Origin of the sequence: Niabella aurantiaca DSM 17617, assembly GCF_000374125.1 — a bacterium.
Lineage (GTDB): Bacteria > Bacteroidota > Bacteroidia > Chitinophagales > Chitinophagaceae > Niabella > Niabella aurantiaca.
Genome location: NZ_KB893629.1, coordinates 38168 through 52247 on the forward strand (window position 1 = coordinate 38168; position 14080 = coordinate 52247).

A 14080-nucleotide genomic window follows, 5' to 3' on the forward strand; every position below is an offset into this window, starting at 1 on the left:
TCTTGTTTTTTATTGTACTTTTTTGGGAATCACAAATTTAAGCGATCCTGTTCGGTTAACGGATGAGAAAACACAAGAAATTCCAGCGGTTCTGCTCCTTCGTTGAAGATCCGGTGTGGCTGACCGGGAAAAATTTCGATCCCCTGCCCGGCATCGACTGTAAAGAAACGCTGATCCATTTCAAATGTGGCCGCCCCGTTTGTGATATAAAAGAACTGGGTGGCCTTGTTATGTAAATGCAATTGCTCGCCTGATCCTGGCGGTATCTGTTCCTTTTTGATCGAAAAGAATGGATTGCTACTTAAAACAAATGCCTCGCTGCCTGCTCCCCATTGATATGACGACAAGGGAGCCGCACTGCTGACTACTTTATTTTCCTTCGTGGGCATTTTCTTTTATCTGATGATAGATGGATGTCTGGTTTCCAAAGATCCGTGTAAAGCCTTTTACATCATCACCTGTAAAGCTCCTGTTCGATTCACCATAGCTGCCAAACGCATTATTCATCAGATCATACGGGCTTTCAATGCCCAGTACCTGGTAACGGTAGGGGTGCAGTTGCAGGAAGACATCCCCGGTCACATTGCGCTGGCTGCTTTGCAGGTAAGCTTCCATATCGCGCATTACCGGGTCGAGGATCTGCCCTTCGTGCAGCCAGGTACCATAGAATTGCGCTATCTGATCTTTCCACTGCAGCTGCCATTTGCTTAATACATGTTTTTCCAGCGCATGGTGTGCTTTGATGATCAGGATGGGCGCTGCCGCCTCAAAGCCTACGCGCCCTTTGATGCCGATAATGGTATCGCCTACATGGATATCACGGCCAATGCCATAAGGGCCAGCTATTTGCTGCAGGTGGCGGATGGCCTCTGTCGGATGATCGAACGGCTGATCGTTCACCGTTTTTAGTTCCCCCTGCTCAAAAGAAAGTTTTACAGGCTCTGTTCCTGTCTGGGTCACTTGTGTAGGCCATGCATCGTCCGGTAAGTACCCGTTGGATGTAAGGGTCTCTTTACCTCCGACGCTGGTGCCCCAAAGTCCTTTATTGATGGAGTAAACCGATTTTTCGAAGTTCATTTCCACGCCTTTGCTTTTTAAATACTCCACTTCCGATGCGCGGCTGAGGTTCATATCCCGGATCGGGGTAATGATCTCCAGCTCCGGGGCCATGATGTGGAATACCATGTCGAACCGCACCTGGTCGTTGCCGGCGCCGGTGCTGCCGTGGGCAATGGCATCCGCATGGATCTCTTTTGCATAGTTGGCAATGTGCAGGGCCTGGCTTAAACGTTCTGCAGATACGCTCAGCGGGTATGTATTGTTCTTCAGTACATTCCCATATATCAGGTAGCGTATAATGGAATCGTAATAGTTTTTAACGGCGTCTACTGTCTTGTGCGATTTTACACCCAGCTTCTTGGCATGTTCCTCTATCTTTTTTAATTCGTCCTCACTAAAGCCCCCGGTATTTACAATAATGCTGTGGACCTCATATCCTTTTTCTTCTGTAAAGTATTTTACGCAAAATGAAGTATCTAAACCACCACTAAAACCCAGTACAACTTTTTTAGCCATCTTTATCTGTTATTATGAATGAAATAAATTAAAAAATGATTTTAAGGTTCCGGAACCGGTGCCGGTCTTGTCTTTTTTCCGGAATGCCTTTAAGAATTTCCATTGTTTGAAACGCTGAAGCCGCTCCAGCCCCGTTTTATTCTCTTCAAAAAAGGCCTTGGTCTCTTCCGGCTCGTAGTGGTCTTTGGGGTCATAGAGCATTGCCGTGCACATGCAGTTCTTCCGGTCCTTACCCATAAGGATCTCGTAGTTGACACAGCTTTTACAGCCTGCCCAGAACTGTTCGTCCTGGGTCAGCTCCGAATAGGTTACCGGTTCATAACCCAGCTCGCTGTTGATCTTCATTACAGCCAGGCCGGTGGTTAACCCAAAGATCTTGGCTTCGGGGAACATTTTGCGGCTGAGTTTGAAAATGGTCTGTTTGATCTGCTTGGCAACCCCGCTTTTGCGGAAATGAGGGGCAACAATGAGTCCTGAATTGGCTACATATTCGCCATGGCTCCAGGTTTCAATATAACAGAAACCTACCCATTCCCCGCCTTTTGTAACGGCTATCACAGCCTTGCCTTCGTCGATCTTTTTTTCGATATACTCCGGACTTCTTTTGGCGATACCCGTACCCCGGGCTTTTGCAGAAGATTCCATTTCGTCCGTAATGATCGTTGAATATTTTTTATCGGTAGTCTCGGCTACCCGTACGATAATTTCCTGATTGTGATTGTCCACGATGTGTAGTTGATGAGATTTGCGGAAGACCAGTCCTGATAAGTTTTTCCGGGGATATTTCACTGACAGGGCCCAGGTCAGGGGTTCGTCCTGTCAGCAATCAGGACAGCGCATCGGTCGTGGAAAACATACAGCCACGTCAAAACCAACGGCATAGATCCCCGTGGTTATATTTGCATGAAATGCAACGTGTTTTGTATGTTTTAAAAAGTTATTCATTTAAAAACAAATTGTACTTTCGATTCACAAAAATAATGCAATATTGAATATTGCGCATTAAATTTTTTTAATTAAACCGTTTTTTATGGAAACCTTACCAATTGAGAACCAAAAGGGAACAAACAAACGTTCGGGGTGCCGCCGGTACTTTTTTATGGCGTTGCTGGTGTTTGTACTCCTGGCCGGAGCTTATGTGTACTGGCACTACTACAATGTATTCGGGGACGGTGTTAAATCTGGCATTCTAAAAAATGTGGTAAGGAAAGGACAGGTGTTTAAGACGTTTGAAGGTGAACTGATCCAGGCAGGAATTAAAGGCGCCGTAGGCGGGGGTGCGCAGTCGAATAATTTTGTTTTTTCTATTGAAAGCAAGCAGATCTATGATACGCTGGCCATACACAGCGGCAAACGTTTTGACCTGCATTACAAAGAGTATCGCGGGGTGCTGCCCTGGCGGGGGAATACGGTTTATATTGTAGACAGTATCATCACCATGACGGACGCGGGCGTTTCACCTTTTTAACAGGAAAATGACCGGTCTTTTGTGCAGCTCAACCGGTTCGTTTTGCCATTGCAGGATCGTCTTTGTTTTGATCCATTCATTTTCGCCGGTGATATCGGCAGCAATGCACAGTTTGGTTTGGGGCTGGCATTGTTTTAACAGAGCCGCCAGCAACTGGTTATTGCGATAGGGGGTTTCAATAAAGATCTGTGTACTGTTTTTGCGCTGCGACTCCTGCTCCAGCTCTTTTATCGCTTTCAGGCGCTGCCCGCTGTCAATAGGCAGGTATCCCACAAAACTGAATTGCTGCCCGTTTAATCCGCTGGCCATGAGGGAGAGTAATATAGAACTGGGACCCACCAGCGGAACGACCAATGCACCGGCTTCCTGGGCTGCGGCTACCAGCAGCTGGCCGGGATCTGCTACCCCGGGGCAACCTGCTTCGCTGATAATGCCAATGACCTTTTCTTCTTTTAATTGCTGTTTGAATTGCTGCAAGACCTGTTCTTCGGCTTTTTGAAGGCCGAACCATGTAAAGGAGTCGATGTTGATCTCCTTTTTCAGCTGTTTAAGATAGCGCCGCGCGGTCCGTTCGTTTTCTACAAAAAGTACGGAGCAGGTTTCAATGGCTTCCAGCAAATAAGCGGGTAGAACATTCAGGTTGCTTTCATGCAAGTATGTCGGGATCAGGAATACCTGTGCTGCCATGAGGCAATGTTACGACAAATTTATGGCAACGGAAGCGGGAAGAGCAGCAGCACCGCTATACGACCCCTTGTGAAAGCATGGCTTCTGCAACTTTTACGAAACCTCCGATATTGGCTCCTTTTTCATAATTGACGTGCCCATCCTTTTCGTGCCCGTATTTTAAGCAGAGGTGGTGAATATCGCTCATGATCTCCTTCAGTTTATTGTCTACCTTGGTCCTTCCCCAGGAGTAGCGCTGGGAGTTCTGCGACATTTCAAGGCCGGAAACGGCCACGCCTCCTGCATTTGCTGCTTTGCCGGGGGCATACAGTACTTTTGCTTCATGAAAAGCTGCCACAGCCTCCGGGGTACAGGGCATATTGGCCCCTTCCGCCACACAGCTGCAACCATTTTGTATCAGCATTTCTGCATCCGATAGATCCAGCTCATTTTGGGTGGCGTTGGGAAGGGCAATATCACATTTGATCCGCCATGGTTTTTCGCCGGGGAAGAAGTCGCAGGAATAGCGCTGCGCATATTCTTTGATCCGCCCGCGTTGATGATCTTTAAGGTTCTTGATATATTCCAGTTTTTCCTGGTCAATGCCCACCGGGTCATAGATAAATCCTTCAGAGTCGGACATGGTCAATACCTTGGCTCCTTTTTCAATGCATTTTTCTGCGGCAAATTGTGCCACATTGCCCGAGCCGGAAATGAGCACTTTTTTGCCCAGTAAAGACTCTTCGCGCTCTTTCAGCATTTCTTCCACAAAATAAACAAGACCATAGCCCGTGGCTTCGGGCCTTATCAGGCTGCCGCCCCATTCAAATGCCTTGCCTGTAAGCACCCCGTTGAAAGTGCCGGTAATGCGTTTGTATTGGCCAAACAGGTAACCGATCTCGCGTTTGCCCACGCCGATATCACCGGCGGGGATATCAATATCGTCCCCAACATGCCGGTAAAGCTCGATCATAAAGCTCTGGCAAAATTTCATGATCTCATTATCGGACTTTCCTTTCGGGTCAAAATCAGACCCTCCTTTTCCGCCGCCCATGGGCAGGCCGGTGAGGCTGTTCTTAAATACCTGCTCAAATGCCAGGAATTTCAAAACACTGAGTGTCACTGTTGGATGAAACCGCAGTCCCCCTTTGTAGGGGCCAATGGAGCTGTTCATCTGAACCCGGAAGCCACGGTTTACCTGTACTTCTCCTTTATCATCGATCCAGGGGACCCGGAAAATAACTACCCGTTCCGGTTCTACGATCCGCTCTAAAATTTTGCTGTCTTTGTATTTTGGCTGCGTTTCAATATAAGGGATGATTGATTCTGCAACTTCTGCAACGGCCTGTAAAAATTCCGGCTCACCGGCGTTCCTTACACTTACCTTTTCGATAAAAGGCCTGATTGATTCATTCATATTTTAAAAATAACTAAGATGGGTTTTAGTTTGGAAAAGTACAAAAATATTTTTTTAACATGCATTAGCTTTTTTGAAATACTTGCATCAGATGTGGAAAAATATTAGCGAATGTTTAGTTTTTTGCTCATTTTGATGCAGTTTTTTATGACCGGAATATTGACAAAAATCAACCCGGTTGTCACGTTCCGGTCTTTATACAACCCGCCGGCATCCTGCTTGCTGTGCCCAGGCCTGTTTGGTAAGTTCTTTGCGCGGCCCTGTAATTGAGCGGCGCTGCTCAAGGGCACGCTGTAATGGCCCGTAAAACTGCTTCCTGGCCGGTATCTGCCGGTAGTCAATACTGTGCCTTGCCTCCAAACGCCAGGTCGCCGGCATCTCCCAGGCCGGGCACAATATATCCCTTGGCGGTTATTTCGTCATCTATATCCGCGCACCAGAGCTTTAGGGCCGGTTCTTCGCGCAACACGTATTCGATCCCCTCCGTACAGGCAATGGCCACCGCCACATAGATCTGTTTGGGCCGGCCAACTGCTCTCAGGAACTGGATGGTCTTTACCAGTGAAGCGCCTGTGGCCAGCATGGGGTCCGACACAATGACGATCCGGTCCTCCAGTTCGGGGCTGCTTAAATATTCCACGTTGATGGTGAAGCTGCCGTCTTTGTGGTGTTTGCGGTAGGCCGATACAAAGGCATTGTCGGCCTTGTCTAAATAATTTAAGAGCCCCTGGTGCAAAGGAAGCCCAGCCCGCAGTATGGTAGCCAGCACCGGCTGCTCTTGCAGCACTTTTGCAGCGGAAATGCCCAGCGGAGTCTGGGTTTCCTGCGTTTTAAACGGCAACTCTTTACTGATCTCGTAGGCAATGACCTCACCAATGCGCTCCAGGTTCCTGCGGAAACGCATACGGTCATTTTGAACGTCAATGTCTCTCAGTTCGCTCACCCAATTGCTGACCAGGCTATGTTGCTTGCTTAAATTGATGACCATAGTGTTTGTTGTTTATTGTTGTGCTCCCCGAAGAATAAAAATAAGACAATATTTGAGAATAAAGTTCTGGTATCGGCTGTCAGATTTGAACCTTCGGAAGAGCATTTGAAAATCTAAAGAATGTGGAAACGGGAGAAATAAGAATCCAACCAGGAGACCTTCCTTGCGGAGGGATGTAAAATATTCAATAAAAAACTTTAAATGTAAAAGGATCGCCCCCGATGCTGCTCCGGAATTTGTTCTCGCCCGGCGAAATCCGCATCAATATTATAAGAATCGGGGATCCTACGGAACATTGAACTTTAAACCCTGAACAAACATAGGAGCGTTTAACATACAGCAATCCGCTATTTTTGACAAATCTAAAGTTTTTAATATGATCTACAGGGCTATTGGAATCATGAGCGGCAGTTCGCTGGACGGGCTGGATATCGTATTTGCGGAATTTCATGAAAACGGCGGGAAATGGCAATTTGAAATCCGGCAGGGTGACTGTCTGGCGTACCCGCCCGAATGGAGATCGAAGCTGGAGCAGGCCGTTACGCTGAGTGCCCGGGAATACCAGTTGCTGCATACCGATTACGGACATTATATCGGCACGCGCGTCAATGCATTTATCGACAGGCATGATCTGCACTATAAGATAGCGGTGATCGGGTCTCACGGGCATACCACTTTTCATATTCCTGAACGCAGGATGACCGGTCAGATCGGCGATGGTGCTGCAATAGCGGCTGAGACCGGGCTTCCGGTTGTTTCGGATCTCCGGGCAATGGATGTGGCGCTGGGCGGACAGGGCGCTCCTATTGTACCGATCGGGGAACAGCTACTGTTGAGCGACTATCGCTATTTGCTGAATATAGGAGGCATCGCCAACCTGTCTGTTAAAGGGAATGTTTATAGGGCTTTTGATATTTGTGCAGCCAACAGGGTATTGAACCTGCTGGCGGGTGAACTGGGAAAAGACTACGATGAAGGCGGCGCACTGGCTGCCGGCGGTGTGGTCCTGGATGCGTTGCTGGAAGAGTTGAATGCACTGGATTACTACCGGTTAGGAGGACCCAAGTCCCTGGCAAATGATTTTGGAACCGATACCGTTTATCCCATCCTGAAAAAAAATGGGGGCCCTGTGGCAGACCAGTTACGGACCTACGTAGAACATATCGTGCAACAAGTGGCCCGTGCCCTGGAAACGGATGCCGGCTATGGCCAGGATGACCACCAGTTGCTGGTAACCGGAGGTGGGGCACTCAATGACTTTTTAATCAGCCGGATGAAAGAAGTCCTGAAATTAACGGTGATCGTTCCGGACGAGAAACTGGTACTCTATAAAGAGGCCATGATTATGGCATTGATGGCGGTGCTGCGCTGGCGGGAGGAGGTAAATGTGCTGAGCTCGGTAACCGGGGCCAGCCGCGATAGTGCGGGAGGAGCGATGTGGCTGGGAACGCAGATGTGAAAAGTGACGAGTGAAAGTGAGATGTGGAGGGTGAAAAGCGAAGGGTGAAAAGTGAGATGTAGAGGGTGAAAAGTGAAAAGTGACGAGTGAAATGTGAAAGGGGAAGAGTGAAGGTTGAAATGAGAGCGAATGGTTTTTGCGATTTGATCATGGAACCAGGTGTGGCTGATCGTTCAATGCATGGCAGAAACCGCTAAGAGTGGTTAAGCTGCCTGGCGCCGGATATGTGATGCCCGGTTTTCGAGTGAAATCATGCTTCTGTCTGCCATTTGGATATGTAGAATTCAGGGTTTCATATCTGGTATTTGAATTTTTACTATTTGTTATTTGGTATTTGAGATTTCTACCCGTTATCTTTGACAAATGGAAGTAAACGAGGCTTTAATTGATAAACTGGCCCACCTGTCGAAGCTGAGCTTTTCCCCGGAAGAAAAATTGGAATTCCAGGGTGACCTTGAAAAAATGATCGGGTTTGTTGAAAAATTGAACGAGCTTGATCTGAAGGAAGTTGATCCGTTGATGCATATGAGCGAAGAGATCAATGTGTTGCGGGATGACCGGATCAACGGATCCATCAGCCGGGAGGATGCGCTGCTGAATGCCCCTGCTACTGATGGTGTCTTTTTTAAAGTACCCAAAGTGATCCGTAAATAAAGAAGGTGAACCAAGCTATTATTCATATCAACAACCTGCGTAAGAGTTATTTTATGGGCCAGCAGGAACTGCCTGTTTTAAAAGGGATCTCCCTGAATATTGATAAAAATGAGTACGTGGCGCTGATGGGGCCCTCCGGCAGCGGCAAGAGTACGTTGATGAATATCCTCGGGTGCCTGGACACCCCCACCTCCGGCAATTATGTCCTGAATGGGAAAGATGTAAGTAAAATGGAGGACAATTCGCTGGCGGAAGTCCGGAATAAAGAGATCGGATTTGTGTTTCAGCAATTTAATTTGTTGCCCCGTCTTACGGCACTGGAGAACGTTGCATTGCCGCTCATTTATGCCGGCATCCGCAAGAGCGAACGGAATGAAAAAGCCATGCGGATGCTGGAGCTCGTGAGCCTGACGGACCGCTATCACCATAAACCCAATGAGCTCAGCGGTGGCCAGTGCCAGCGTGTTGCCATTGCCCGTGCATTGGTGAATGACCCGTCCCTGATCCTGGCGGATGAGCCAACCGGCAACCTGGATTCCAAGACCTCTTACGAGATCATGGATATTTTTAATCGCATTCATCACAATGGGAATACGGTTGTACTGGTAACGCACGAAGAAGATATTGCCAAGCATGCGCACCGGATTGTACGGTTGCGTGATGGGGTAATTGAGAGTGACCGGGCGATGGCGGGTTCCAGGTTTGAGGCTTAAAGTTTCAAGTTCAATGTTCCTGGTTGGCGCCTGTTCCTTTCCATGTTTTCAAACTTTAACAGATGACTTTTCGCATCTATACAAAGACTGGGGATAAGGGGAAAACCGCTCTTATCGGTGGAACCAGGGTTTCTAAAGCGCACCTGCGTATTGAAGCCTACGGTAATGTGGATGAACTGAATTCCTGTATCGGATTGTGCGGGGATATGCAGGCAAACCCCGCGGCAGCATCCCTGTTGCAGGAAATACAGGATCGCCTGTTTACGATTGGAGCGGTACTGGCGCAGGATCCGGATAAACAAACAAAAATGCAACTGCCGGATCTGCGTCCGGAGGACATCGGGTTTCTGGAAACAGCGATCGACCGGATGACCGCTGAATTGCCGGAAATGAAATCATTCATTTTGCCGGGAGGAAGTGTGGCCATCTCCAGCCTGCATATTGCCCGGTGCGTTTGCCGGCGCGCAGAACGGTCCTGTGTGCGGCTACAGGAGGAAGAACCGGTAGATGCCATTGTGATCCAATACCTCAACCGTTTGAGCGATTACCTGTTTATCCTGGCCCGGTACACCGGATTTCTGGCGGGAATCGCCGACAGGCCCTGGCGGCCACGTAACTCCTGATCTTCATCAGGGGGCTTTTTGCTGTACCGTACCGCAACTGCTTTAACAAAAATTTAAAGGAACAGCCCGCATCCACCAGGTTGCTGCTGAACGTCTTTTTTGTGGCGTGCTTTGCCCTGTCCGGGCTTGGCATAAATCTTGGAACAGCTAAAGCACAGCAGACTTTTAAACCGCAAAAACAGAAATATGAAAACAATCTCAAAAATTATTCTGGGTATTCTGGTAACGGGTGTATTTTTCCTGGGCGCCTGTTCACGTACAAAGGACGCGATCGGTACAGATACCATAGAAAACATGGTGTCCGTTGGTAATTGGAAAAGTGTGATCACTGCAGCCGGCGTGGACCTGGTGCCTACCGGTGGCCGTGCCGAATTTTCCAAACAGGATCATTTGATCCATTACTACAATGTAAGCGGCGATCAGATCCGGACGGATCAGTTTGCGTTTAACAACGGAACAAAGCGAATGACCTGGAACAATGTGGAGTATGAAATAAAGGAAAACTTTGTGTCTTCCTCGAAAACCCTGACACTGATAGACCCGACCTCAAAAAAGATGGTGGTGGCTTTTTACAGGGACCGGCAATAAGAACGTAAAATACAGATCAATCCGAAACGGCTCGTGAAGCCGTTTTTTTTATACGATCAGGCCGTCCTTCATGTGTAGAGTGCGGTCGCTTAATTGGGCCAGCTCTTCATTGTGTGTTACGATCAGAAAGGTTTGCTGAAACCGGTCACGCAGATCAAAAAACAGGCGATGCAGTTCCCGTGCATTGGTGGTATCCAGGTTGCCCGTAGGCTCGTCTGCAAAAATGATATCGGGCTGGTTGATGAGCGCCCGCGCTACCGCTACCCGCTGCTGCTCGCCGCCGCTGAGTTCATTCGGTTTGTTATCGAGGCGGTGATCAACACCGAGTATAGTCAAAAGCTCCCGGGCTTTCCGGGCGGTTTCCTTTTTCCGGCGCCCGCTTAGCCAGGCAGGAATGCATACATTTTCGAGCGCTGAAAATTCGGGCAGGAGGTGATGAAACTGAAATACAAAACCGATATGTTTATTGCGGAAGGCGGCCAGTTGTTTACCGGTGAGCGCGTTTACCGGCGTATCGTTCATGACAACAGATCCGGTATCCGGCTTATCCAGTGTGCCCAATATATGTAAGAGCGTGCTTTTTCCGCTGCCGGAGGGCCCTACAATGGAAACTACGGCGCCCCTGGTCAGTTCAATGTTTACACCTTTGAGCACCTGCACTGTGCCATAGGCCTTGTGTATATTTTTCCCCGAGATCATTGTGTTGATATATGACCGTAAATATAACGATTGTGCCGGTAAGGAGGCGGTACTAAAACGGATAATAACGGAGGCCGGTCATCCTTTTGGTCCGGCTGAGACTTGCCGCACTGCTTGTCATCCGGTGGAATGGTTTGTTCCTGGGGGTGGGGAAGAAAGGCTACCGCTGGAGAGACCGAATTTTATGCTGCAAAGAAACCAGGTGCGACAGGCAGGCCGCTTCCCGGAACGGGGAAACGGCTCTTCGCCGTCCTGGGCATAGAGCAACGTAAAAATCGTTATTGTCTGCAGACAAACGACGGACCGGTTGAGCTTCGGGGTGTTTTTTGGTCCTGGCAGTCAGTAAGAAACCCTGTTTTTCCTGTTCTTTTCTGGAAGAAAATAAGTATTTTTTAAATTACAGAATACAGTTACTTTTGCAAAAATTTGGAAATATCCTGAACCTTGTTTCAGGTATCCTGTTAATATTAAAAAACCGAATATTGTATGTTTTGGACACTTGAGTTAGCCTCTTATTTAGAAGATGCCCCTTGGCCAGCCACCAAAGATGAGCTGATCGATTTTGCGATCAGAAGTGGAGCGCCCATTGAAGTGGTTGAAAATTTACAGGAACTGGAAGATGAAGGAGATGTTTATGAAACGATCGAAGACATCTGGCCCGACTATCCCACCCAGGAAGATTTTCTGTTCAACGAAGACGAATACTAAAGATCCCCGAAAGGTAAAAATGCTGAAGCTGTTCCCCAAAGGAGCGGCTTTTTTTATTATTCCAATGGGAGCCCCTGTTTCATTTTATTTAAGATAACATCCCAACCTTTTCCAACAGACGGAAAGGGCTTACTTTTTTCAATAGCCAGGGCCTGGTATTCGATGGCTTTATCGCTGATGCCGGTTTTGTAAAGAAGCAAGGCATACAAATGCAGTATCCTGTAATGGGGAAACAGCAGCACGCTTTCTTCAGCCCAGCGCAACGCATGGTTCATGTACCTGTTTTGCCGGTCCGCCTTATAAAAAAAATGAGCGGCGGTATAGAGGTAATGAGCATATTCTTTTTTTATATAAGGGGCTATCACTGCTGAAGGCGGCCGCATCTTTTGCAATGTTTCCGGCAGGCCGGCGATCTGGGCGGTGTCCGCCATGGTGTTTTCTGTTTTGTTTGAAACGAAGGTGAGGTACCGGTCGTAGAAGGGCGCGGCAACGGCCAGGTAACGGCTGGTATCCTGTGTTTGCCGGTAATAATTCATCATGATAACGCCTTCTATATAGGCTTTACCTTCCTCATCGGAATACGTGCCCCTGGCGAATCTGCAGATATCGTTTGCATACGCATCATTTCTGTTTTGCGCCGCAACCCGAATGGATTTTTGAAAGATCCGCCGGTTGATGCGGACCCGTTGTTCCTGCGGCAATGCGTACCAGGCTTCATTGAACCGGGATGCGTTCCGCATGGCCCTGCAGGTTTTCGAACGATAAATGGGGGCCTGTTGGGCGAGGAATTGCAACACATGAATGGAGTTCACAGTGTCTTTGGGTAAGAGATTCAGGTACTCGACCAACAGCAGGCCGGTATTTTGCTCCAGGTCTGTTTTTGCCTGGATGATCTGTTCGAGATCGCCGATGTTTTTTTGGTTCCTGTTAAAATAACTCTTTTCTTTTTGTTCAAGTACCGCAATGCTTTCGGCTCTTTTTCGTGCTTCTTTAATTACTGCACCGAACCCCTGTCGCCGGTATTTTGAAGAATAGATAAGCTGCTCATTTTTGTCGATAAAGAAAACGCCCGATGACTGCTCAATGTTCAGCGACTCTGTAATGTAGGCCCGGTCATTGTGATGAGGCCCGATGCTGAGAGGGATAAACGAACTGCTGATGGCCGCTTTCCGTTCTTTATTGCTGAAATACCGGTTCATAGAATCATTGCACCCGGTACAATACGCAGATTCAAGCGACAGAAAGATCAGCTTGTTCTTTTGGCGGGCCTCTTTTAGTGCCGTCTTGTAGGAGCGGTCAGCAAAAGGCCGCTGTGCCTGCAGGCAAAGGGAAAAGAGAAGGATATAAATGGTAAGCACCGTTTTGTACATGTGCAAACGGTTTATTGTTTTGTTTGTTTAAATACCAGCGGCTGCCGGCGCCGGGCCTTTATATTCCGGTTATGACGGTCGAAGGCAGGAACCCATTTCGGAGATCTCCGGATCACATCCTCTGCAATCCTGTCAAAAGCAGGATGGAAAGAACTGGAGGTTGCGACATCTGTAATATCGCCGTTTTCTGTGACGGCAAAGTCGACCACGACAATGGCGGCATCGCCGTTCTCGATTTTATATTCCCTGGGAAACTTCAGCTTCCCGGAAAGGTATTGCTTCCAGGCTTCCGGTCCGCCGGGAAAGCTGGCAGCCTTTTCCCTGGCGGTGGTGTCGGCTACAGGCACTCCTTCTTCTGTATAATATTTTTTGTTAACCAGGCGGCCGTTTTTGTATGTTTCCACAGCGCTTACCTGACCATTGCGATGGTAGTAGCGCCACTCCCCGTTTTGTTTTGTTCCTGCAGTATAGTTTCCGGTGGCAGCCGTATGCGCATTATCGAACCAGGAAACCAGACTGCCACTGCCATCGGGGCGATAAACAGCCGAGTCGCTGAGCAGCCCGTTGCTGTGCCATTTCAGGCTGGTGCCAATGGGTTGCCCGTAGTTGTAGACCGTTGAGTCCCACAGTTGCTGATTCTCCCGCAGTTGTATCCAAAGCCCCTGTTTTTTCTGATCGGTATAACGACCTGCAGATTGCAGGGCTCCGCTTGGATAGTAGAAGGCAAAACCCCCGTTTTTTATTGTACAGGAGTCGTCCTTGTACAACCCCGTCATCTGTAATTTTTGCTCGCGTATGTAATAGTCCCTGCGCAGCCATCCGGAGTCCGTTTTTGTAGTGATGCTGTAAAACCGCGCTTCCCGGGGAGCACATGCCTTCCATCTGTAATCGTAATATTTTTCCGTTTTCTGGGCGTCAGCAATGGAAAAGGCGAGAATGCATAGCAGTAGCAGGAGAGGCTTCCTCATATTTGCTGGTTATTTCGAACAAATATATGATAAATTGTATGGATTCCTCCTCATTTGCCAGGACAAATGCGTCTGAATCAGAAGCGCAGCTAAAAGGGACACCGGAACCCGGGAAATATGTAAAAGCGGATTCTAACCCGTATAAAAAAATCCCGAAGAGACGTTGAGCGCTATAGACCAGGCA

16 protein-coding genes are annotated in these 14080 nt (G+C 48.3%); 7 read left to right on the forward strand and 9 right to left on the reverse strand.

From position 1 onward, the window contains the following. Nucleotides 1-29: 29 nt before the first annotated feature. Genes B160_RS0110240 through B160_RS0110250 form a run of 3 tightly spaced genes read right to left on the reverse strand, consistent with a single transcriptional unit; the run spans nucleotide 30 to nucleotide 2301 of the window. A complete protein-coding gene (locus B160_RS0110240; RefSeq protein WP_018627817.1) occupies nucleotides 30-389 on the reverse strand; it encodes a cupin domain-containing protein in 360 nt (119 codons plus the stop codon). After that, a complete protein-coding gene (argG, locus tag B160_RS0110245) occupies nucleotides 370-1575 on the reverse strand; it encodes an argininosuccinate synthase (RefSeq protein ID WP_018627818.1) in 1206 nt (401 codons plus the stop codon). The genes B160_RS0110240 and argG overlap by 20 nt, the downstream gene beginning before the upstream one ends. A 12-nt stretch (nucleotides 1576-1587) precedes the next feature. Next, nucleotides 1588-2301, reverse strand: coding sequence for a GNAT family N-acetyltransferase (locus B160_RS0110250; protein WP_018627819.1), 714 nt, complete (start codon nucleotides 2299-2301; stop codon nucleotides 1588-1590). Between the two features lie 304 nt (nucleotides 2302-2605). On the opposite strand from B160_RS0110250, the gene B160_RS0110255 reads away from it, so the two are divergent. After that, the gene (locus B160_RS0110255) at nucleotides 2606-3043 is read left to right on the forward strand and encodes a hypothetical protein (RefSeq protein ID WP_018627820.1); all 438 of its coding nucleotides are present in this window, start codon (nucleotides 2606-2608) and stop codon (nucleotides 3041-3043) included. On the opposite strand, the gene B160_RS0110260 is transcribed toward B160_RS0110255, so the two are convergent. From B160_RS0110260 to upp, 3 genes are all read right to left on the reverse strand, one after another. After that, on the reverse strand, nucleotides 3032-3730 hold the full coding sequence (locus B160_RS0110260; protein WP_018627821.1) for an SAM-dependent methyltransferase: 699 nt from the start codon (nucleotides 3728-3730) through the stop codon (nucleotides 3032-3034). The two genes, B160_RS0110255 and B160_RS0110260, sit on opposite strands and share 12 nt — an antisense overlap. A 55-nt stretch (nucleotides 3731-3785) precedes the next feature. Continuing rightward, nucleotides 3786-5126, reverse strand: coding sequence for an NADP-specific glutamate dehydrogenase (gene gdhA, locus B160_RS0110265; RefSeq protein WP_018627822.1), 1341 nt, complete (start codon nucleotides 5124-5126; stop codon nucleotides 3786-3788). Nucleotides 5127-5463: 337 nt separating this feature from the next. Then, complete coding sequence (gene upp, locus B160_RS0110280; protein WP_018627825.1) at nucleotides 5464-6114, reverse strand: uracil phosphoribosyltransferase; 651 nt, start codon at nucleotides 6112-6114, stop codon at nucleotides 5464-5466. Between the two features lie 376 nt (nucleotides 6115-6490). On the opposite strand from upp, the gene B160_RS0110290 reads away from it, so the two are divergent. From B160_RS0110290 to B160_RS0110310, 5 genes are all read left to right on the forward strand, one after another. After that, entirely contained in the window at nucleotides 6491-7573 is a 1083-nt protein-coding gene (locus B160_RS0110290) for an anhydro-N-acetylmuramic acid kinase (RefSeq protein ID WP_018627827.1), read from the forward strand. Nucleotides 7574-7936: 363 nt separating this feature from the next. Continuing rightward, on the forward strand, nucleotides 7937-8227 hold the full coding sequence (gene gatC / locus B160_RS0110295) for an Asp-tRNA(Asn)/Glu-tRNA(Gln) amidotransferase subunit GatC (protein ID WP_018627828.1): 291 nt from the start codon (nucleotides 7937-7939) through the stop codon (nucleotides 8225-8227). 5 nt (nucleotides 8228-8232) lie between these two features. Beyond that, nucleotides 8233-8940 (forward strand): ABC transporter ATP-binding protein, encoded by a 708-nt coding sequence (locus B160_RS0110300; protein ID WP_018627829.1) that lies wholly within the window; start codon nucleotides 8233-8235, stop codon nucleotides 8938-8940. A 62-nt stretch (nucleotides 8941-9002) separates the two neighbouring features. Continuing rightward, nucleotides 9003-9563: a cob(I)yrinic acid a,c-diamide adenosyltransferase gene (locus B160_RS0110305; protein ID WP_018627830.1), complete on the forward strand. Its 561-nt coding sequence runs from the start codon at nucleotides 9003-9005 to the stop codon at nucleotides 9561-9563. Between the two features lie 186 nt (nucleotides 9564-9749). Further along, nucleotides 9750-10151, forward strand: a complete 402-nt coding sequence (locus tag B160_RS0110310) for a hypothetical protein (protein ID WP_040679730.1) — start codon at nucleotides 9750-9752, stop codon at nucleotides 10149-10151. A gap of 48 nt (nucleotides 10152-10199) precedes the next feature. Here B160_RS0110310 and B160_RS0110315 read toward each other — a convergent pair whose 3' ends face one another. After that, a complete protein-coding gene (locus B160_RS0110315; protein WP_018627832.1) occupies nucleotides 10200-10850 on the reverse strand; it encodes an ABC transporter ATP-binding protein in 651 nt (216 codons plus the stop codon). Between the two features lie 486 nt (nucleotides 10851-11336). On the opposite strand from B160_RS0110315, the gene B160_RS0110320 reads away from it, so the two are divergent. Beyond that, the gene (locus B160_RS0110320; RefSeq protein WP_018627833.1) at nucleotides 11337-11558 is read left to right on the forward strand and encodes a DUF2795 domain-containing protein; all 222 of its coding nucleotides are present in this window, start codon (nucleotides 11337-11339) and stop codon (nucleotides 11556-11558) included. Between the two features lie 56 nt (nucleotides 11559-11614). On the opposite strand, the gene B160_RS0110325 is transcribed toward B160_RS0110320, so the two are convergent. After that, the gene (locus B160_RS0110325) at nucleotides 11615-12928 is read right to left on the reverse strand and encodes a thioredoxin domain-containing protein (RefSeq protein ID WP_018627834.1); all 1314 of its coding nucleotides are present in this window, start codon (nucleotides 12926-12928) and stop codon (nucleotides 11615-11617) included. An 11-nt stretch (nucleotides 12929-12939) separates the two neighbouring features. Continuing rightward, on the reverse strand, nucleotides 12940-13896 hold the full coding sequence (locus tag B160_RS0110330; RefSeq protein ID WP_018627835.1) for an energy transducer TonB: 957 nt from the start codon (nucleotides 13894-13896) through the stop codon (nucleotides 12940-12942). Nucleotides 13897-14080: the final 184 nt, after the last annotated feature.

Excerpts from the sequence above, each read along its gene's own strand:
- B160_RS0110240 (WP_018627817.1), bottom strand. The coding sequence starts at position 389 with ATGCCCACGAAGGAAAATAAAGTAGTCAGCAGTGCGGCTCCCTTGTCG.
- argG (WP_018627818.1), bottom strand. The coding sequence starts at position 1,575 with ATGGCTAAAAAAGTTGTACTGGGTTTTAGTGGTGGTTTAGATACTTCA.
- B160_RS0110255 (WP_018627820.1), top strand. The coding sequence starts at position 2,606 with ATGGAAACCTTACCAATTGAGAACCAAAAGGGAACAAACAAACGTTCG.
- B160_RS0110260 (WP_018627821.1), bottom strand. The coding sequence starts at position 3,730 with ATGGCAGCACAGGTATTCCTGATCCCGACATACTTGCATGAAAGCAAC.
- gdhA (WP_018627822.1), bottom strand. The coding sequence starts at position 5,126 with ATGAATGAATCAATCAGGCCTTTTATCGAAAAGGTAAGTGTAAGGAAC.
- upp (WP_018627825.1), bottom strand. The coding sequence starts at position 6,114 with ATGGTCATCAATTTAAGCAAGCAACATAGCCTGGTCAGCAATTGGGTG.
- B160_RS0110290 (WP_018627827.1), top strand. The coding sequence starts at position 6,491 with ATGATCTACAGGGCTATTGGAATCATGAGCGGCAGTTCGCTGGACGGG.
- gatC (WP_018627828.1), top strand. The coding sequence starts at position 7,937 with ATGGAAGTAAACGAGGCTTTAATTGATAAACTGGCCCACCTGTCGAAG.
- B160_RS0110305 (WP_018627830.1), top strand. The coding sequence starts at position 9,003 with ATGACTTTTCGCATCTATACAAAGACTGGGGATAAGGGGAAAACCGCT.
- B160_RS0110310 (WP_040679730.1), top strand. The coding sequence starts at position 9,750 with ATGAAAACAATCTCAAAAATTATTCTGGGTATTCTGGTAACGGGTGTA.
- B160_RS0110315 (WP_018627832.1), bottom strand. The coding sequence starts at position 10,850 with ATGATCTCGGGGAAAAATATACACAAGGCCTATGGCACAGTGCAGGTG.
- B160_RS0110320 (WP_018627833.1), top strand. The coding sequence starts at position 11,337 with ATGTTTTGGACACTTGAGTTAGCCTCTTATTTAGAAGATGCCCCTTGG.
- B160_RS0110325 (WP_018627834.1), bottom strand. The coding sequence starts at position 12,928 with ATGTACAAAACGGTGCTTACCATTTATATCCTTCTCTTTTCCCTTTGC.
- B160_RS0110330 (WP_018627835.1), bottom strand. The coding sequence starts at position 13,896 with ATGAGGAAGCCTCTCCTGCTACTGCTATGCATTCTCGCCTTTTCCATT.